The sequence below is a fragment of the Pseudomonas sp. CC6-YY-74 genome, from assembly GCF_002025205.1.
Taxonomy (GTDB): domain Bacteria; phylum Pseudomonadota; class Gammaproteobacteria; order Pseudomonadales; family Pseudomonadaceae; genus Aquipseudomonas; species Aquipseudomonas paeninsulae.
This window is the reverse complement of record NZ_CP019947.1, coordinates 4,484,203-4,502,829: the sequence shown is the minus strand read 5'-3', so window position 1 is coordinate 4,502,829 and position 18,627 is coordinate 4,484,203. Positions and strand designations below refer to the sequence as shown.

The window sequence follows — 18,627 nt, the reverse complement described above, 5'->3', positions numbered from 1 at the left end:
TCAGCGGGCTGCGGCGGTGTCTGGCGACACCCCGAAGTCTTCAGGAAAGTGATTGAGGGCGCTCAGCACCGGATAGGGTGTCATGCCGCCGAGGGCGCACAGCGAACCGCCGAGCATGGTGTCGCACAGGCTCTTGAGCAGTTCAATGCGCCCCGGCTGCGGACCTTCCGAGCGGGCGACGATGATCTGCTCGAGCAGCTCTTCGCCGCGAGTCGAACCGATCCGGCAGGGCGTGCACTTGCCGCAGGATTCGATGGCGCAGAATTCCATGGCGTAGCGGGCCATCTCGGCCAGGTCGACCGTATCGTCGAACACCACGATGCCGCCGTGGCCGAGCACCGCGCCGAGGGCGGCGAAGGTCTCGTAGTCCAGCGGCGTGTCGAACTGCGATTCCGGCAGGTAGGCGCCCAGCGGGCCGCCGACCTGCACCGCGCGGATCGGCCGCCCGGTGGCCGAACCGCCGCCGTAGTCATAGAGCAGTTCGCGCAGGGTGATGCCGAAGGCCTTCTCGACCAGGCCGCCGCGGGCGATGTTGCCGGTCAGCTGGATCGGCAGGGTGCCGAGCGAACGGCCCATGCCGTAGTCCTTGTAGTAGGCGCCGCCCTTGTCGAGGATGATCGGCACCGAGGCCAGCGAGATCACGTTGTTGATCACCGTCGGCATGCCGAACAGGCCCTCGATCGCCGGCAGCGGCGGCTTGGGTCGCACTTCACCGCGCCGGCCTTCGAGGCTTTCCATCAGCGAGGTTTCCTCACCGCAGACATAGGCGCCGGCGCCGCGGCGCAGGTGCAAATGGAAACGCTGGCCGCTGCCGAGAATGTCATCGCCCAGGTAGCCCTCGGCATAGGCCGTGGCCATGGCCGCGGTGAGCGCCGCCTCGGCGTGCGGGTATTCCGAACGCAGGTAGATGTAGCCCTCGGTGGCGCCGACGGCCAGGGCGGCGATGGTCATGCCCTCGATCAGCACGAAGGGGTCGTCCTCCATCACCATGCGGTCGGAGAAGGTGCCCGAGTCGCCCTCATCGGCGTTGCACACGATGTACTTCTGTGCGGCCGCGCAGCCGGCCACGGTGCGCCACTTGATCCCGGTGGGAAAGGCCGCGCCGCCACGCCCGCGCAGGCCGGAGTCGAGCACCTCGGCGATAATCTCCTCGGCGCCGATTTCCAGTGCGCGTTTAAGGCCGCGGTAGCCGTCATGCTCGATGTAGTCAGCCAGCGACAGCGGATCGGTGATCCCGGCGCGGGCGAAGGTCAGGCGCTCCTGGCGCTTGAGGTAGTCGATTTCTTCGGTCAGACCGAGTGCCTTCGGGTGCTCGCCTGCGCCGAGGAAGCCGGCATCGAACAGCCCGGCGACATCGCGCGCCTTGACCGGGCCATAGGCTACGCGCCCGGCCGGGGTGGCGACCTCGACCAGCGGCTCCAGCCAGAACAGCCCGCGCGAACCGTTGCGCACCAGGCGCACCTCGAGATTGCGCGCCTTGGCTTCGGCAACGATGGCCCGTGCTACCGCGTCGGCGCCCAGGCTCAGGGCGCTGGCGTCACGCGGGACGTAGACGGTGATGGCTTGGTTCAACTGGCTCATGCGCGCGCCTCCTGTTCTTCCAGCAGGGCCAGCAGGCCCTCGACATCGACCCGACCGTGCAGCTCGCCGTTGAGCATGGCACTCGGCGCACAGGCGCAGTTGCCCAGGCAATACACCGCCTCCAGGGTCAGGCTGCCGTCGGCGCGGGTCTCGCCCAGTTCGAGGCCAAGCTTGCTCTGCAGCTCGCCGGTCAGCGCCTTGGCGCCCATCGACTGGCAGGCTTCGGCCTGGCACAGCTTAAGGTGCAGGCGGCCGGCCGGGCTGGCGCGGAAATCGTGGTAGAAGCTGACCACCCCGTGCACCTCCGCGCGCGACAGGCAGAGGTCTTCGGCGATCATTGGCAGCACCTCGGGCGGTACCGCGCCGAGACGCTCCTGGATGTCGTGAAGAATGGGCAGCAGGGCGCCGGGTTCGTCCCGGTGCGCCGCCAGCACCGCGCGGGTGACGGCCTGGTACTGCGGGAAATCGGCATGCTGGGCAAGCTTGGCCATGTTCGAGGCTCCGGCCGCTGTGCGTGGTGGTGGCCGCCAGCAATCGCCGAAACTATCCGGCGAACGGCTGGGCGACTTCTTTGCCGCACAACATATGAAATTGAGTTCTTATTTGCGGATCATGAAAACCGCGTAAAGCAAGCTAACATGGCGTAACGCCGCATCAAATATGAAGTAGAGGACATATGATCCGTATCGAGATCCAACCGCGCTGGCGCTTTCACCAGACCGATGGCAGCAGCCTCGACCCGCAGGGCCTGAGCCTGCTGCAAAACGTCCACGATACCGGCAAGCTGACCGAGGCCGCAGCCCGCAGTGGCTACTCCTACCGGCACGCGTGGAACCTGCTGGGCAAGTGGGAAGCCTTTTTCGGCAGCCCGCTGATCGCCCTGGAGCGCGGCAAGGGTGCGCACCTCACCAGCCTCGGGGAAAAACTGCTGCGCGCCGACCAACGGATCCGCGCGCGCCTGAGCCCGCAACTGGATAACCTCGCCGGCGAACTGGAGATCGAGCTGAACCGCGCGCTGCAGGAAACCCGCCCCGGCCTGCGCATCCATGCCAGCCATGGCTTCGCGGTGGCGGCGCTGCGCGAGTGGCTGGAACTGGATGGCCGCTGGCAGTGGGAGTTGCAGTTTCGCAGTGGAGTCGAGGCGATGCTTTCACTGCACCGCCGCGACTGCGACCTGGCGGGCCTGCATGTACCTGCCGGTCCGCTGGGCAGCCTGAGCATGGCGCGCATCCAGCCCTGGCTACGTACCGAGCATCGGGTGATCACCTTCGTCGTGCGCACCCAGGGGCTGATCCTCGCCCCCGGCAACCCGCTGGGCATCACCGGCCTGGCCGATCTGCAGCGCAGCGGCCGACGCTTCGTCAACCGCGAACAGGGCTCGGGCACGCGCATGCTCCTGGAAAGCCTGCTGCAACAGGCGGCGATCGATAGCGTCGACATCGACGGCTTCTATAACGAGGAATACACCCACGCGGCCGTGGCCGCCTACGTCGCCAGCGGCATGGCCGATGCCGGTTTCGGCGTGGAGGCGGCGGCGCGCCTGTTCGGCCTGGCCTTCATCCCCATGGCCCGCGAGCACTACTGCCTGCTCTGCCATCAAGACAGCCTGGCCCTGCCGGCCATGGGCGCGCTGCTCGAGGTGCTGCAGAACCCCGAGTTCCAGGCGCGCATCGCCGAGTTACCCGGCTACGCCCTGAGCCGCCCCGGCGAGGTGCTGCCACTGGCCCAGGCGCTGGAACAGTGGAGCCGCGAGAGCCTGCTGGAGTAGGCCCCACGCGCGGAACGCCCGATCCCGCCGCCGTCGCCGACCGGCGCCGGCAGGGCCGGGCGTGCTCTCAGCGGTGGTGAAAAGATCGAGCACCGCAGCGGGCGTTGGCAGGCGGCCGCAGTAGGCGAGTTTTTCACAAGCGCTCACGGCATGGGCGCTGGCATTGCCGACTCCGGCGCGCCTTGCGCCCAACGCAGGCGTTTGCGACCGGGCATCTCGACCTTGGCCAGGCTGTCCTGGTCGAGCACGGCGGTCGCGTCCAGCAAGCCATTCAGGTGCAGGATATAGGCTGTGAGGGCATACACCTGATCATCGCTCAGGCTCTTCGGCGCGTAGTGCGGCATGGCCCGGCGGGTGTAGTCGAAAATGCTGGTGGCGTACGGCCATTGACCGCCGACCGAAAACAACAGCAGTGGATGCTCGCTGATTCGCAGGATACGCAGCGGGTCATCGACGCTGAAAAAGCCGTCGCGACCAACCAGGCGTGCAGCTGGGCCTTGTTTGCCGTTGGCGCTGTGGCAGCTGGCGCAGCGCTCGGCATAGAGTTCGCCACCGCCGCGCACACTGCCCTGGCCAGGGGGCAGGTTGCGGCCATCGGGGAATACGCTGATGGCATAGCGCTGGATAGTCTGCGCCGCTAACGGCAGGCCGAACCCGATCACCGGCTGCGCCGCCGCACTGCTTGCCAGCGCGAGCAGCAGCCACAGGCTACGCATAGACATTCTCCACCTCGCCGCTGCTGCGCACGCGCCAGGCCTGGATGGCGTTGTAGTGGTTGAACGAGTGAGCCGCATAGCGGCTGCGCCATTCGCTGCGGGTCGGTTGGGTGTTGCCCAGTTCGTCGGTGGCGCGACTGAGCAGAGTGCTGGCCGCACCTGTCCACTGCCAGGGGATGCTGAAGCGGGTCAGCGCCTTGTCCAGCACCGGCGCCTGCAACTGCGCCAGCGCCCAGGTGCGACCGTTGTCGGCGGAAACCTCGACCTTGGCGATGCGCCCCATGCCGGACCAGGCCAGCCCGGATACCTCGTAAAAGCCTTTGAGTTCGGGCAGTTGCTGCTGTCCACTGGGATGGCTGATCACCGACTTGACCTCCATGGGGAAGCCGAACGCGAGAATGTCACCGTCGCTGAGAATGCGCGTATAGAGGCCTGACTCGTCCTTGCTGAAGACCGGGCTGTCGCTGACTTCCAGGCGGTGCAGCCACTTGACGCTGACATTGCCTTCCCAACCCGGCACGAACAGGCGCAGCGGATAACCCTGGGAGGGTCGCAGGCGCTCGCCGTTCTGGTAGAAGGCGATGATGGCGTCATCCAGCAACTTGGCCAGCGGCAGGCTGCGGCTGTGCGAGCCGCCATCGGCACCCTCGCAGATCACCCAGCGCGCCGCCGCCTTGACCCCCGCCTCGCGCAGCAGGTAGGACAGCGGCACGCCGGTCCATTCCGAGCCCGATACCTGGCCGAACAATTCCTGACAATCGGCATTGCGCGCGGTCGGCGAGATGGCATTGGCGGCGGTGTTGCCCGCGCATTCGAGAAACTGGATGCGCGAGACCATGGGGTAGCGCAGCAAGCGCTCCAGGTCGAACTGCAGCGGCCGCTCGACCAGACCATGAAGCAGCACCTGATGGCGCTCGGGGTCGATGGCCGGAATGCCGTTGTGGTGCACCGCGTAGTGCAAGCCGCTGGGGGTGATGCTGCCGCGCTGGTGCTGTAATGGCGAATGCCAGCTGCTGAAGCCAGCGGTTTGCGGAGTAGAGGGCTGGAGCTGGCGCAACACCTGCCGTTCATGGCTCGCGGGGCTGCCGTACTCGGTGTCGGCGCCGCCCAGGCGGGTCATCCAGGCGGGCATGGGCGGCTCGCTTTCGGCCAGTACCCGGCCTGCCGGCGACAAACCGATGGCAGTGGCAAGCGTGAGGCCGTAACCGCTCTTGAGAAAGGCGCGGCGATCGAGCAGGCCGTTACCGGCGACGAAACGCAAAGCTGACTTATTCACGACAGGCTCCCGGACGGCAGGCGCCGTCGCTTCACTTAATGACGACATAACTAGACATCTAGTTATATCGTTGCATGCCGTTGATCGCTTGTCTATTCTCCGCGCCATGGAACTCAATGAAGTCGCATCTTGCCTCGAGGCGCTGGGAAATCCGCTGCGCCTGCAGGTCTTTCGTACGCTGGTCCGCAGTGGCCCGGACGGGCTCAACTTCGGCCAACTGCAGGAGCGCATCGGCATTCCCCGCTCGACCCTCGCCCATCACCTCAACACCATGGTGCAGGCCGGCGTGCTAACCCAGCAGCGCGATGGCCGCGAAGTATTCAACCGGGTCGACTTCGCTCGGTTGCAGCAGGCCCTGAGTTTCGTGATGGCCGAGTGTTGCCAGGACGGCGGACCCGCCTGACCACCCCGGTAGCGGCCCGCCCCATCCTGCGGTTTCCCTGAGCGCCTCAGTTTGCGGCGCGACAGCGCTTCGTCGAAGACGGCGGGCGAACGCCTAGCGACTTGCCTGGAACCTGCCAGGCCAGGGAAGCCTTCTTCACCAGCGCGCCTGGCTGCTGGAGCCCGCGTGCTACGGTCCGGCGACCCGGCGTCCCGCTGATCTATGGCTCAACCTGCCCCCGGGCATTGGCTATTCCCCGCGCCTCTGGGGCCACCAACAGCGCCGGCATAAGCCGCCGAAGGTGCCCTCGAAAGGCCTGAAAAACGCCCTGACTTGCCTGGAGCAATGAGCTATGACCGCCCGATTCCGTAAAAGTTCTCCATTCAAAACAGCTACTTACACAACCTTTACATAAGCACACCGCTCGTCGGCAGATGCTTGCCAGGCCTGCTCGCCAACCCCAGCATCGCCACCGACTTAACCACTGAGAGAACTTCTCCATGAAGTACATTTCAATGTTGCTACTGAGCCTCGGCCTCGCCGCAGGACAGACAATGGCAGGCGATAACATGAGGGCCGGTGTCGGCGGCGCGCTGGGCGGGGTATTGGGCTCGGTGGTCGGCCAGCAGATCGGCGGCAGCACCGGCGCGGCTATCGGCGCCGGCGTCGGTGGCGCCGCGGGCGGCTCGGTCGCCGCACGCCGCGGCAACAAGACCGAAGCAGCCATCGGTGGCGGCCTGGGTGCGGCCGGTGGCAACGTCCTCGGCCAGCAAATGGGCGGCACCACCGGCGGCCTGATCGGCGCGGCGCTCGGCGGCGGTGCCGGCGGCGCCATCGGCAACAACTATGGCGATGCCAGCCGGGATGACGACCGCTACGATCGTCGCGACCGCGGTTATTACCGTGACGACCGCCACCACGGTCATCGCCGCCACCACGGCAAGCGCCACAAGCGTAAGCACCACGGTCACGGCTGGCGCGACTGACAGACAGGACGAGCCGGCAAGCGCTGAAGCCCTCGCAGAGGCATGCGGCGGGCTAAAACCTAGCCTGATATGGATTGCGAATTGTTCCAAATTCTGCGACTTGTCCGTAGGGCGGCTTCGGAGCGCAGCGACAACCCGCCAGCTTGGCGTTGCGCCGATAAACCATGGTGCACTGCCTGCGGCGAGTGACACCCTACAGAACGGTGAACGCTGCGCGCTTTAGCCGGGGATAGCGCAACGAACATTTGCGCGGCAGGGAACCAAAGCCCGCCATGCGCCTCTACATCTGTGCGATGTAGCGAAAAGCCATCAGTTGCAATGCAGTATGCTCGCCCCCTTATTCAGCAGGACTCAAACCATGCGCAAAACCCTCGTAGCGTTCGCTCTCAGCAGCCTTATCGCCGCACCATATGCCTTGGCTGGCGACTCCGGAAAAGTCGCCATAGGCAGCGGTGTTGGCGGTGTCCTGGGCAACGTCATCGGCCAGCAGGTCGGCGGTAGCACCGGCGCGGCGATTGGTGCCGGGGTCGGTGGCGCAGCCGGCGGAGTAATTACCGCCCGCGACGGCAACAAGACCGGCGCTGCCCTTGGCGGCGGCCTGGGCGCGGCGGGCGGTTCGGTGCTCGGCGGCCAAGTCGGCGGCAGCACCGGTTCGACCATAGGCGCAGGCCTGGGTGGCGCAGCCGGCGGCGCGCTCGGCAATGAAATAAGCAACGACAACCGCTATGACAATCGCTATGACGGCGATGGCCACTCCCATGGCCACAAGCACAAGCACAAGAAGCACAAGAAACATCGCCACCATTGAGTAATGGTGCGCCATGCGCACCTGCCGCCCAGCGCCTTGACCCACGACACCAGCCGCTCACTTAGCCAAGTGAGCGGCTTTTTTCCAGGCTCAATCCAGGTGACCTTCGCGGATAACGGTTAGGCGCGCCCTCTTCGCGCCTACCGGGCTCGATACCCATGCGACACCTGACCGGGACGCCGAACTGTTGCTGGCCCGGATGCAATCCGGGAGGATCTGCCGCCGACCAACCCTTCCCGGATTTCGCTGGGCCTCTTGGACTAGGGTCGCTGATTGCAGCGATTACACGCCAGCACTTGTCGGATGCGATTGAGCCTGGCACTACCCATCGACGAGCAACGAAACAGCGCTTTCCAGGTTCGCCAGCGCCCCCTCAGCCCGCCAGCAGCAGCCGATCCGGTTCGCCCAGGCGTTGCAGCAACTCGGCCCGCGCCTGGTCGCGCAACTTGATTGCATCCAGCCAATCGTGGCTCTGCGCCAGCAGTTGGGCGCAGATGTGCAGGTGGATTTGGCCACGATGGGCAAACCACTGACCGTCACGCAGCACCATGCGCGAACCAGCGATGGCCACCGGCACCAGCGCCACGTCGGCGCGCGCGGCGAGGACGAAGGCGCCCATGCGAAATGGCAGCAACCCCGGTTCGCGGCTCAGCGTGCCTTCGGGAAACAACACCAGCGACTGCCCGGCCTGCAAGGCCGCCGCCAGGCGTTCGGCATCGGCGGCACTGCGCTGCAGGTCGAAGCGCTCGACGAAGCAGGTGCCGATCTTGCGCAGGAAGTGCCCGGCGATACGCTGTCCGGCCAACTCGCGTTTGGCGACGAAGCTGAACTCGGGCGGCAGAGCCGCGCAGAGCAGCAAACCGTCCAGGTAGCTGGCATGGTTGGCGACCAGCACGCGCACGTCCTGCCGGCGCAGCCTGTCCAGGCCCTCTATCTGCAAGGAGATGCCCGCCAGACGCAGGAACAGGCGGGCCGCGGCCCCGCTCAAGCGGCGCCGCCAAATCAGGCGCGGCAGCAGTGCCACGGCCGTCCAGGTCAGGCTGCCGAGCAGCCCGAGCAAGGCCCAGAAATACCCGGCATAGAGTGCGGCCCGAACGCTGCGCCAGACGCGGCCGAGTTGCGCCCGCGCCGCCGACTGCAGCAGCCGCAGCAGTTGCCGCCACACCGGCCGCCCCGGCCGACCCACTTCGCCGCGCTCGTACAGTTCGCGACTGGCGGCGCGACGGATCTTGCCACTGGAGGTTTTCAGCACGCTGTGCGGCGGCGCCAGGACGATATCGTCCGGCGGTACCCCGGTCAGGTCGATGGCCACCCGGGCAATCTGTTGTTGCAGGCGTTGCCGCACGCGGGGTCCTTTTCGCTGGTCTCCGCCAGCACCACCAGACGCTCGCTGGCGCTGGCCGGTTCGCCACTGCCGAACACCGCGACGCAGCCTTTGCGCAGGCCCGGCAGGCTGCCGACCGCGGTCTCCACGTCATAGGGGTAGATGTTGCGCCCGCCGCGAATGATCAGGTCCTTGGCCCGCCCGCTGAGGTAGACCTCGCCGGCGGCCATGTACGCCAGATCGAGCGAGTCGAGCCATTCGCCATGGCGCACCCGCTGGCTCTCCTGCGGGTTATGGAAATAGCCACTGCTGGTCGACGGCCCCTTGAATTGCAGATGGCCCTCGCTACGTTCGGGCAGCTCGATGTCGTGATCATCGACGATGCGTACCTGATGCCCCGGCAGCGGCTGACCGCAACTGACGAAACGCAGCGCATCGGTACTCCCCGGCTCGGCGCGCAGGGCCTGGCCCCGGGCCTGGAACGACTCGCGCTGGACCCAGTCGAGCAGCGGCGCGCGGCCGATCGGCGGGAAGACTACGCCCAGGGTCGCCTCGGCCAGGCCGTACACCGGGGCCAGCGCACCTGGCTGCAGGCCATAGCGGCCGAAGCGCTCGGCGAAGCGTTGCAGGGTGTCCGGGCTGACCGGTTCGGCGCCGTTGCAGGCCAGGCGCCAACTGCTCAGGTCGAGGCCCTGGAGCTCGCTGTCGGCGAGCTTGCTCAGGCACAGCTCGTAGGCGAAGTTCGGTGCCGCCGACAGCGTGCCGCGGTAGCGCTGGATGGTCTCCAGCCAGTGCGCCGGCCGGGCGAGAAAGGCCAACGGCGACATCAGCACCAGGACGAAACCGTAATACAGGCTGCCGAGCCAGGCGCCGATCAGGCCCATGTCGTGGTACATCGGCAGCCAGCTGACAAACACATCGTCGGCGCTGACGCGCAGCGCCGTACCCATCGCCCGCAGGTTGGCCAACACATTGGCATGGCTGACCATCACTCCCTTGGGCTGACCGGTACTGCCCGAGGTGTATTGCAGGAAGGCCAGGTCCTGGGGCTGCCGCTGCGTCGCCAGGAAGCTGCCTGGCTCGGCGCACAACTCGGCCACTGTAGCGATCTCGCGCAGGCTCGGGATTTGCGGCTTGAGCAAGCGGGCGAGCAGCTTGGCTTCGCTGACGGTGAGCAGCATCGTCGCCTCGGCATTGGCGAGAATGCCGGCCTGACGGCGCAGGTGCTCCTCGATCTGCGACAAGCGCATGGGCGGATAGATCGGCACCGGCACGCCGCCGGCGAGGAGGATGCCGAAGAAGCCGAAGAGGAAATCCAGGCCGGTCGGCAGCATCAGCGCCACCCGCTGCCCGGCCTGCAGGCCGCGTCGCTGCAACCCGCAGGCAACCGCCCTGGCCCCCTGCTGCAAGGCCAGGTAGCTGATGTCTTCGGGGATATCGCTTTCGCCCAGCAGGCGCACATGAATGCGCTGCGGATGGCGCTGCACATGCCAGTCGAGCACCTCGATCAGGGTCTGCGCGGCGTCCGGCGTGAGCCGCTCCTGCGGGCCGACGGGCAAGCGCTCGACGCTACCGCGCGGCCCCGCCGCAAGTGTCGGCCCGCATGCCAGCAGCGCCTCAAGCACATCGCCCGGAGTCTCCGCCGAGGCGAACAGCGCCTGGGGCAGACGCACGCCGAACTCGCGCTCGACCCGTGACCACAGCTCGACCCGAGCCAGGCTGTCCAGCCCCAGATCGCTGTCGAGTACGCTGTGCAAGCTGACGGACGAATCCTGCGCCGCATAGGGGCGCAATTCGGCAACCGTCTGGCGAACGATCCGGAGCAGGCGCTGCGCCGCAGCCGCTGCAGCGGGCTGGGCGCTTGGTGCATGAGGCAGACGACTCATCGGCGACCCTCAGCGGCTGGGCAGTCTCGACCACCACCCTCGCTGAAAAACAATAAGCCTTTGCCGCCACTGGCGATAATAACCTCTAGCCCATAGCAGGCCGGCGGTTATAGCCCGGACGTCTCTAGCCGAGCGGACTGCTAGGCTTGCGTGAGCATCATTGCGCGCCGCCAACCGGCGCGCGCCAACGGAGTGCTCGCCATGCCCCCCAGCCTCGCCCCCGGAGTCACGCGCCGCGAAGCCTGGGCCTGGGCGATGTACGACTTCGCCAACTCCGGCTACACCACGGTGGTGATCACCGCGGTATTCAACGCCTACTTCGTCGCGGTAGTGGCCGGCGGCGCGACCTGGGGCACCCTGGCATGGACCAGTGCCATCGCCCTGTCCTATGCCTTGATCATCGTCAGCGCACCAGTGCTCGGCGCCTATGCCGATGCCTATGCCTGCAAGAAGCGCCTGCTGCTGCTCTGCACCCTCGGCTGCGTGCTGTTCACCGCCGGTTTGGCATTGGCCGGACCGGGCGCGCTGGTCATCGCCATCGTCTTCATCGTGCTGTCCAACTTTTGCTTCGGTAGCGGCGAAAACCTGATCGCCGCGTTCCTCCCGGAAATCGCCCGCGAGGATGCCATCGGCCGGGTCTCCGGCTGGGGCTGGGGCTTCGGTTATATCGGCGGCCTGCTCAGCCTCGGCGCCAGCCTGGCCTATGTCAGCTGGGCGCAGGCCCAGGGCCACACGGCGGCGCAGTTCGTGCCGGTGTGTATGTTGCTCACCGCGATCCTGTTCGCCCTGGCCAGCCTGCCGACCTTCCTGTTCCTGCGCGAGCGCAGTCAGCCGCAGCTGCAACCTAACGCCCGCCACGGCGTGCGGCTGGCGTTCGCCCGCTTCGCCCGGACGGTCCGCGAGGCCAGGCGTTATCGCGACCTGCTGCGCTTTCTCGCCTGCACCCTGTGCTACCAGGCCGGGATCGCCGCGGTGGTCACCCTGGCCGCCATCTACGCCGACCAGGCCATGGGCTTCACCACCCAGGACACCCTCAAGCTGATCCTGCTGGTGAATGTCACCGCCTCGATTGGCGCCGTGTTGTTCGGCTATGTGCAGGATCGCCTCGGACATATCGTCACCCTGGCCCTGACTCTGCTCGGCTGGCTGCTGATGATCGGTCTGACCTGGGCCGCCGAGGGGCCGCCGCTGTTCTGGCTGGCAGCCAACATCGCCGGGCTGTGCATGGGCGCCAGCCAGTCGGCCGGGCGCGCCATCGTCGGTCTGCTCGCGCCGCCGGCGCGGCGGGCGGAGTTCTATGGCCTGTGGGGCCAGGCGGTAAAGCTGTCGTCGATCATCGGCCCGATGACCTACGGCCTGACCAGCTGGCTGACCGATGGCGACCATCGCCTGGCGATACTGCTCACCGGCAGCTACTTCGTGCTTGGCCTGCTGATCCTCGCCAGCGTCGACCTCAAACGCGGCCGCCGCGCGGCGCTGGCCGATCGGTAAGACTCGCTGCCGCGTGGCGGTGGTAAGTCAACGCGGAAAAGGGCCTGGGCAGCGATCCGCCCTACAGGCCGCCCTTACTCGACCAGCAAGACCGCCAGCGCCATGCGCAAGCGCTCGGGAATCGGCAGCGGCCGGTTGCTCTGCCGGTCAACGAACACATGGACGAAACGCCCGGCGGCGCAGGCCTGTTCCTCGTCCTGCTTGAACACCGCCAGCTCGTACTGCACCGAGCTGTTGCCCAGCTTGCCGACCCGCAGGCCGATCTCGATACGCTCGGGAAAGGCGATGGAGGCGAAGTAATCACAGCTGGAACTGACGACGAAACCGACCACCTCGCCGGTGTGGATATCCAGACCACCAACCTCGATCAGATAGCTGTTCACCGCGCTGTCGAAGTAGCTGTAGTAGGTGACGTTATTCACATGGCCGTAGATGTCGTTGTCGTGCCAGCGCGTGCTGATCGGCTGCAAGTGCCGGTAGTCACTGCGCAGGTGTTGGGGTGGGTTCATGGGTTGTCCTTGGGTGGCTGGGGGGCGCCTCAATAGGCCGACTGGTAGATCGCCAAGGCGTGCGCCTCGGTCATCTCGCGCGGGTTATTGAGCAGCAGGCGTTGTTGCAGCATGGCGTCGGCCGCCAGTTGCGCGAGCATCTCCTGCGGCACACCGACTTCACGCAAACGTGTGGGCAGGCCGCTGCGTTCGCTGCAATCGGCCAGTTCGAGGATGAACTGCTCGGTCTGCTGCATGGCACTGCCAGGGCGCAACTTGGCGCCCAGTACCAGCGGCGCCAGCTCGGCATACAGCGGCGCGGCCACCGCGGCGTTGAAACCGAGTACGTGCGGCAGCACCAGCGCGTTGCTCAGGCCGTGGGGAATATGAAAGTGCCCACCGAGCGGATAGGCCAGCGCATGCACCGCCGCCACCGGCGCGTTGGCGAATGCCTGACCGGCCAGGCAGGCGCCGAGCAACATGGCCTGGCGCGCTTCGCGGTTAGCGCCGTTGTGCACCGCCTCGTCGAGATTGGCGGCGAGCAGACGCAGCGCCTCGCGCGCCAGCAAGTCGGACAGCGGGTTCTTCTTCTGCACGCTGGTGTAGGCCTCGATCGCATGCACCATGGCGTCGATGCCGGTGGCGGCGGTTACCGCCGGCGGCAGGCCAAGGGTCAGGTCGGCGTCGAGTAGCGCCAGGTCCGGCAGCAACAGCGGCGAGACCACGCCCAGCTTGGTCGTGGCGCCGGTGGTGACGATCGCCACCGGGGTCACTTCCGAGCCGGTGCCGGCGGTGGTCGGCACCTGGATCAACGACAGGCGCCGGCCCTTGGCATTGCCAACGCCGTAGATGTCGGCCAGCTCCTGGCTGCAGTCGGGGTGGGCGAGCAGCGCGACCAGTTTGGCCACGTCCATCGAACTGCCGCCGCCGAAGCCGACAATCAGCTCGGCCTTGAGCGCCCTGGCCTGCGCCACCGCGCTCTGCACTATGGCCTCCGGCGGATCGGCAACCACCTGATCGAACACCTGGGCGGTCAGCCCTTCTAGGAGAAAACCGGGCAACACCTCGGCGAGCAGACCGAGCTGGGTAATGCCCGGGTCGGTGACGATAAACACCGACCGGGCACCGCGCTCGACGCACAAGGCCGCCAGCCGGCGGGCGGAACCGCTTTCGCAGATGATCTGCGCGGTGGTGGCAAAGCTGAACGGATGCATGCTTGATCCTCTTGAGGTTGGCCGCGCCAAAGCAGCGATACTGCAGCTTACCCTGACCGAATGGTCTTTCCTCTACGCCTGGATCGACAGCGGCTGCCCGCAGTCATTGCCAGCGCCACTCTAACCCTTGACCCCTGCGCGAGCTAATTGCCCGTATTCAGTACGCACGTCCAAGAGCCGACTATCATTTTGTGTGGCCTCTTAATTCATAGGGATACTGTTAATGCCCAAATCACTTCTTCGTCTGCTATCGCTGGCTTCAGCCTTCCTCCTCTTACACTTGCCCCTGGCCAGCCTGGCTGCTGAAGGCCAATTGGTGATCCTCAACTGGTCGGATTACTTGGACCCGGCGCTGATCAAAAAATTCGAGCAGCACTATGACGCCCAGGTCATCCAGAGCTACTACAGCTCTGACGACGACCGCACCCAGAAACTGATGGAGAACAACGCCAGTGGTTATGATCTCATCCTGGTGGCCGGCTTCGACCTGAGGCTGTACGCCAAACGACGCTGGATTGCCCCGCTGGATTACACCCGGTTGCCCAACGTTCAGCATACTGCGCCTGCGTTGAAGGGGGTCTTTGAGGCTGCCGATGTATACGGCGCCCCCTATACTTGGGGCACGGTCGGCATCGCCTACCGCAGTGACCTGGTGCAAACGCCTATCACCAGTTGGTTGCAGCTGTTCAGGCCGGCCGCCGAACTGCAGGGCAAAGTAGCCATGATCGAAGACGCCAGGGAATTAATTGGCATGAGCCTCAAGGCCTTGAACTACTCCGCCAACAGCTCCGACCCCGATCAACTTCGAGCGGCGGAGACCCTGTTGCTGGAGCAGAAGCCCTATGTCCGCACCTATGACTACATCGCCCTCGATGAGACCTCCCCACTCCTCAATGGCGACATCGTGGCCGCCCTGCTGTACAGCGGGGATGCCCTCATGCTGAAAGAATTCAACGAAAACCTGCGCTATGTCGTTCCGCAAGAAGGCAGCGCTATCTGGATCGACTATTTCGCGCTAGCCCAGCAGGCGCCAGATCCGGATCTGGCTTATGCCTTTCTCAACTTCATCAACGAACCAAGCAATGCCGCCCAGCAGGCGCAGTTCATCCATTACGCGACGCCCAACCTTGCAGCCGAAGCACTGTTGCCCCCAGAGTTTTTGCGTGACCCGATCATCTATCCTGATCAGGCAAGCCTGAAATCCTCCGAGTTCTACAGGCCCCAGCCGGCTAAAGCCCAGCGTTTACGCAACGCGATCAATGCTAGGGTGTTGCGTTAAGGGTTCGGCAACCATGCCTGCGCAGGCCGACCGTATCGAGGGGCTGACATGAAGTTGCGCACCCACTTGCCATTGCTGGTCATCCCGCTGATTGCCGGCCCGTTACTGCTGGCGGGACTTTTGGCCTTCATCGCGCTCCAGCAAAGCGCCGAACAGAAAAGCACTGATCAAATCAGTGCGCTGGTGGCACGCCTGGATGACCAGCTGCAACTACTCAGCATGGTAGCCACAGCCAATATCGATATTTTCTCGGATGATCCCCTGGTCAAAAGCTACCTACTGACCGGTGATGCAGAAGAGCGCTATGCCTTGTTACAACGCCCTTTGCTGCAGAAGCTCGCCAGCATTCAACGGGTTTATCCCGACTATTATGAGATTCGGATTCTGCAACCCGATGGCTTTGAAGACCTGCGCCTGCAAAACCGGGATCAGCCCAACCTGACTGAAGAGGAGGCGGACAACCCCGGGTTTCTGGCCATGCGTCACGCCGACCAGGACACCTTGGTGCGCATCGGCATCAACCCGGATAACCAAGAGTTGGCCCTGTACGTCTCTCGGCGCATCAGCTTGATCAACCCGGCATTCGAGTCCTTCAGTAGCCCGCCCCAGCTGCGCGGCTACCTGAGTCTGACCATCAGCCTGCAATCGTTGCTGGACAATCTGAGCCCCTCCCCCTGGCCCCAGGGCAGCATTCTTCTGACTGACGCCAAGGGCACTTTGCTTGCTGCCTCCCAGGAGAGCGATGCCGCGCGTGTGCCCGGCGACTACGACCTGGCGCAAGGCATCACGGCGCAGCAGAGCAAAAGCCAGATCGAGCTGAATGGCCAGTCTTACCAGCACCATGCCAAGCGCCTGCTGGAAGGCTTATGGCTGCACCTATTGATTCCCGAAGCGGACTTGTTCAAAGAGTCGCGCAATGTTGGCCTGCTGGTGCTGTTGATCTGCCTGGCCGCCATTAGCATTTCGGTACCGCTGCTCCTGGTATTGATCCGCAATCGCTTTCTGAAACCGGTCGAGCGCCTCAATCAGGCTCTGGCGGCCATGGGCAAGCAGTCACACTTGATCCAGGTGCCCGTGCAGAACGAGGATGAGCTCGGCGAGCTGAGTCGCTCCTTCAACCGAATGAGCCTTGACCTGCATCACTCCAGTGAGCAAATCCATAACCTGGCCTTCAGGGACAGTCTCACCGGGCTGCCCAATCGGCTGATGTTCATCAAAACCCTGCGCCGTGAAATCGAGTCCGCCCGCCAGCGCCAGGGCCGTTTCGCCTTGCTGTTTCTCGACCTGGATAACTTCAAACACGTTAACGACACCCTGGGCCACCCTGCCGGAGACCAGCTGCTGATCAAGGTGACTGAGATCTTCCAGGCCAACCTGCGCGGTTATGACTACCTGAGCCGCCCCGTCGATATCGATGTCGACCGGGATATGGCGCGCCTGGGCGGCGATGAATTTACCCTGCTGCTCAACCATCCAGAAGCCGAGCACCTGGCCGGCCCCGTAGCCGCACGGGTGATCAAGGCGCTGGCTGAACCTATCGACATCAATGGCACGGCTTGTTACGTGGGCTGCAGCATCGGCATTGCCATCTATCCCGATGACGGTAGAACGATGGAGGACCTCGTCAAACATGCCGACCTGGCGATGTATCAGGCGAAAGCGACAGGCAGGAACACCTATCAGTTTTTCTCCAGCGCCATTGCTGCGCACTCCCAACAACGTGTGCTTCTGGACCAACGCTTACACACCGCCGTCGAAACGCTGAACTTCCAGCTTTACTATCAACCGATTATCGATAGCCGAACCATGCGAGTGGTGTCCGTTGAGGCGTTAATCCGCTGGAACGATCCTGAGCTGGGCCAGGTGCCCCCGGATCAGTTCATTCCTCTGGCCGAGGAAAACGGTCTGATTTTGCCCATTGGCGCCTGGGTAATCGAGGAGGCGGCCCGCCAGCTGGCGGCATGGAAGAAGGCGGGTCTTGCCCCTCTGCGGGTTGCCATCAACGTTTCCAGCCTGCAACTGGGCCAACCGGGCTTCGCTCAACAGATCACCCGGGTCTTGAACAAGCACCAGCTTTGCGCCGATGACCTTTATGTGGAGTTGACCGAGACCGCCGTACTACAAGGGCGCGAACAGGTACTGGAGAACCTCTACGCGTTGCGTGCACTCGGCATACAGATTGCGCTCGACGACTTCGGCACCGGCTACTCCTCGCTTAGTTATCTGCAGACGCTGCCTATCGATATCCTGAAAATCGACCGTAGCTTCATTCTCGACCTGCAAGAAAACAGCAACGGCGTGATTCTCTCGGCCATCATCACCATGGCTCACTCGCTGGGAATGAAAGTGGTGGCCGAGGGGGTCGAGGATCACGACCATCTAGCCTTCCTGATTGCCAAGGGCTGCGACCTGTTACAAGGCTATCTGTTCAGTACACCCCGCCCGCGGGCGAGATTGAACGACTTATCAACGTACCGCTGCCCGAAGCCATATAGCCAACGGTTCGATCTACCGCCCACACCCCGCTGCACCTACTACTACTGACTTAGCGCGGGAGCCCGGAGGAAACACGGGGCGGATTTCCGGATTGCATCCGGGCAATCGACTGGTTTGCGACCGCTGTCATAGGGCTGTTTGCTCAAAGCACAGCGCGGAGCCATTGCAGGTACTCGGGGCTCTTGGCTATCGAATTATGGTCCTGGTCCGCGCTGAACTTGAGCGAACCCCTGCAACTGGCGCTACGCCACGCCCATAGTCGCCAGCAGCGAACTGGCGGCGGTGCTGCCGTCTCAACTGGTCCGCCACTTCGCCGCGCTCTTGCCGCTGCAACGGTTCGATCTGCCCTTCCACCTCGGGCCCTTCCACCTGGAAGTCGTCAGCCTGGCGCAGCGCCAATGCGACGCGGCGTCGCAGTGGTTGATCGAACAGATAATTGCCAGCGGCCAGGGCTGACGCCAGGCAGACCGCTGCCATCAACCAGCAGCTGCAGCCAGCTCCAGCTCGAACCAGTCGGTATTTTCCAGCGATGCCTGTTGCGGGTGACGGGCCGCGGCAGGCCGCCCGGTCTCGGCATAGTTCCAGAGCGGGCCTTCGCTGATCAGCATGCCGTGCATGACCAGGCAAGTCCTGCCCTGGCACTGCAACTTCAGCGGGTTGCGCTGAGCGATGGCCCAGCCCTCGCGCAGCAGTTGCTCGATGTGCGCGCGTAGCGCAGGGAGGTAGCGTTGTTCTTGCATGGACGAGTCCTTTCATGCCTACAGATAACGGCTTTGGCACCAGCCCTAGGGCCGCCGTGCTCATCCGTGAAATACGCCGTGAATAATAGTGGCCTTGTGCCCGTCAGAAAAGCGCTATTTGCCCTGGCGCTGTAGCCGATAGCCCCCATTCAGCTATGGCGTTTGGCTTACACAAGGCTATGTTCCCCCCTA

General features: G+C 64.7%; 16 protein-coding genes and 1 pseudogene. 8 read left to right on the top strand and 9 right to left on the bottom strand.

The window, feature by feature from the left end; all coding sequences use genetic code 11:
* Together B2D37_RS20390 and B2D37_RS20385 are read right to left on the bottom strand one after the other, a co-directional pair.
* Window positions 1–1,581, bottom strand: coding sequence for an NADH-quinone oxidoreductase subunit NuoF (locus B2D37_RS20390; RefSeq protein WP_218190347.1), 1,581 nt, complete (start codon window positions 1,579–1,581; stop codon window positions 1–3).
* Window positions 1,578–2,072, bottom strand: coding sequence for a formate dehydrogenase subunit gamma (locus B2D37_RS20385; RefSeq protein WP_079204420.1), 495 nt, complete (start codon window positions 2,070–2,072; stop codon window positions 1,578–1,580). Before B2D37_RS20385 ends, B2D37_RS20390 begins: the two co-directional genes overlap by 4 nt.
* 185 nt (window positions 2,073–2,257) lie before the next feature.
* On the opposite strand from B2D37_RS20385, the gene B2D37_RS20380 reads away from it, so the two are divergent.
* Window positions 2,258–3,349, top strand: coding sequence for a substrate-binding domain-containing protein (locus B2D37_RS20380; protein ID WP_079204419.1), 1,092 nt, complete (start codon window positions 2,258–2,260; stop codon window positions 3,347–3,349).
* A 143-nt stretch (window positions 3,350–3,492) separates the two neighbouring features.
* Here the strand turns inward: B2D37_RS20380 and B2D37_RS20375 are convergent, their stop codons facing one another.
* Together B2D37_RS20375 and soxC are read right to left on the bottom strand one after the other, a co-directional pair.
* Complete coding sequence (locus tag B2D37_RS20375; RefSeq protein WP_218190346.1) at window positions 3,493–4,065, bottom strand: c-type cytochrome; 573 nt, start codon at window positions 4,063–4,065, stop codon at window positions 3,493–3,495.
* Complete coding sequence (gene soxC / locus B2D37_RS20370) at window positions 4,058–5,341, bottom strand: sulfite dehydrogenase (RefSeq protein WP_218190345.1); 1,284 nt, start codon at window positions 5,339–5,341, stop codon at window positions 4,058–4,060. Before soxC ends, B2D37_RS20375 begins: the two co-directional genes overlap by 8 nt.
* 88 nt (window positions 5,342–5,429) lie before the next feature.
* On the opposite strand from soxC, the gene B2D37_RS20365 reads away from it, so the two are divergent.
* The 3 genes from B2D37_RS20365 to B2D37_RS20355 all read left to right on the top strand — a co-directional run bounded on the left by B2D37_RS20365 (window position 5,430) and on the right by B2D37_RS20355 (window position 7,517).
* Complete coding sequence (locus B2D37_RS20365) at window positions 5,430–5,744, top strand: helix-turn-helix transcriptional regulator (protein WP_218190344.1); 315 nt, start codon at window positions 5,430–5,432, stop codon at window positions 5,742–5,744.
* Between the two features lie 479 nt (window positions 5,745–6,223).
* The gene (locus B2D37_RS20360) at window positions 6,224–6,709 is read left to right on the top strand and encodes a hypothetical protein (protein WP_079204415.1); all 486 of its coding nucleotides are present in this window, start codon (window positions 6,224–6,226) and stop codon (window positions 6,707–6,709) included.
* 358 nt (window positions 6,710–7,067) lie between these two features.
* On the top strand, window positions 7,068–7,517 hold the full coding sequence (locus B2D37_RS20355; RefSeq protein WP_079204414.1) for a glycine zipper domain-containing protein: 450 nt from the start codon (window positions 7,068–7,070) through the stop codon (window positions 7,515–7,517).
* 373 nt (window positions 7,518–7,890) lie between these two features.
* Here B2D37_RS20355 and B2D37_RS23890 read toward each other — a convergent pair whose 3' ends face one another.
* Together B2D37_RS23890 and B2D37_RS23885 are read right to left on the bottom strand one after the other, a co-directional pair.
* A complete protein-coding gene (locus tag B2D37_RS23890; protein WP_256573106.1) occupies window positions 7,891–8,862 on the bottom strand; it encodes a lysophospholipid acyltransferase family protein in 972 nt (323 codons plus the stop codon).
* Entirely contained in the window at window positions 8,814–10,727 is a 1,914-nt protein-coding gene (locus tag B2D37_RS23885) for an AMP-binding protein (RefSeq protein ID WP_256573105.1), read from the bottom strand. The genes B2D37_RS23890 and B2D37_RS23885 overlap by 49 nt, the downstream gene beginning before the upstream one ends.
* A gap of 201 nt (window positions 10,728–10,928) precedes the next feature.
* On the opposite strand from B2D37_RS23885, the gene B2D37_RS20345 reads away from it, so the two are divergent.
* Complete coding sequence (locus B2D37_RS20345) at window positions 10,929–12,218, top strand: MFS transporter (RefSeq protein WP_079204413.1); 1,290 nt, start codon at window positions 10,929–10,931, stop codon at window positions 12,216–12,218.
* A gap of 74 nt (window positions 12,219–12,292) precedes the next feature.
* Here B2D37_RS20345 and B2D37_RS20340 read toward each other — a convergent pair whose 3' ends face one another.
* Window positions 12,293–12,727 carry a thioesterase family protein gene (locus tag B2D37_RS20340; protein ID WP_079204412.1) on the bottom strand — a complete coding sequence of 145 codons (435 nt, stop codon included), beginning with the start codon at window positions 12,725–12,727 and terminating at the stop codon, window positions 12,293–12,295.
* Window positions 12,728–12,756: 29 nt separating this feature from the next.
* Window positions 12,757–13,920, bottom strand: coding sequence for an iron-containing alcohol dehydrogenase (locus tag B2D37_RS20335; protein ID WP_079204411.1), 1,164 nt, complete (start codon window positions 13,918–13,920; stop codon window positions 12,757–12,759).
* Window positions 13,921–14,236: 316 nt separating this feature from the next.
* On the opposite strand from B2D37_RS20335, the gene B2D37_RS20330 reads away from it, so the two are divergent.
* The 3 genes and pseudogenes from B2D37_RS20330 to B2D37_RS20320 form a co-directional block, all read left to right on the top strand.
* Window positions 14,237–15,199 carry a spermidine/putrescine ABC transporter substrate-binding protein gene (locus tag B2D37_RS20330; protein ID WP_256573216.1) on the top strand — a complete coding sequence of 321 codons (963 nt, stop codon included), beginning with the start codon at window positions 14,237–14,239 and terminating at the stop codon, window positions 15,197–15,199.
* A 48-nt stretch (window positions 15,200–15,247) separates the two neighbouring features.
* The gene (locus B2D37_RS20325; protein WP_079204409.1) at window positions 15,248–17,743 is read left to right on the top strand and encodes a bifunctional diguanylate cyclase/phosphodiesterase; all 2,496 of its coding nucleotides are present in this window, start codon (window positions 15,248–15,250) and stop codon (window positions 17,741–17,743) included.
* Between the two features lie 198 nt (window positions 17,744–17,941).
* Window positions 17,942–18,151: pseudogene (locus B2D37_RS20320) on the top strand (LysR family transcriptional regulator); the annotation flags it as partial.
* Window positions 18,152–18,171: 20 nt separating this feature from the next.
* On the opposite strand, the gene B2D37_RS20315 reads toward B2D37_RS20320, so the two are convergent.
* Complete coding sequence (locus B2D37_RS20315) at window positions 18,172–18,435, bottom strand: hypothetical protein (RefSeq protein WP_079204408.1); 264 nt, start codon at window positions 18,433–18,435, stop codon at window positions 18,172–18,174.
* Between the last annotated feature and the right edge of the window lie 192 nt (window positions 18,436–18,627).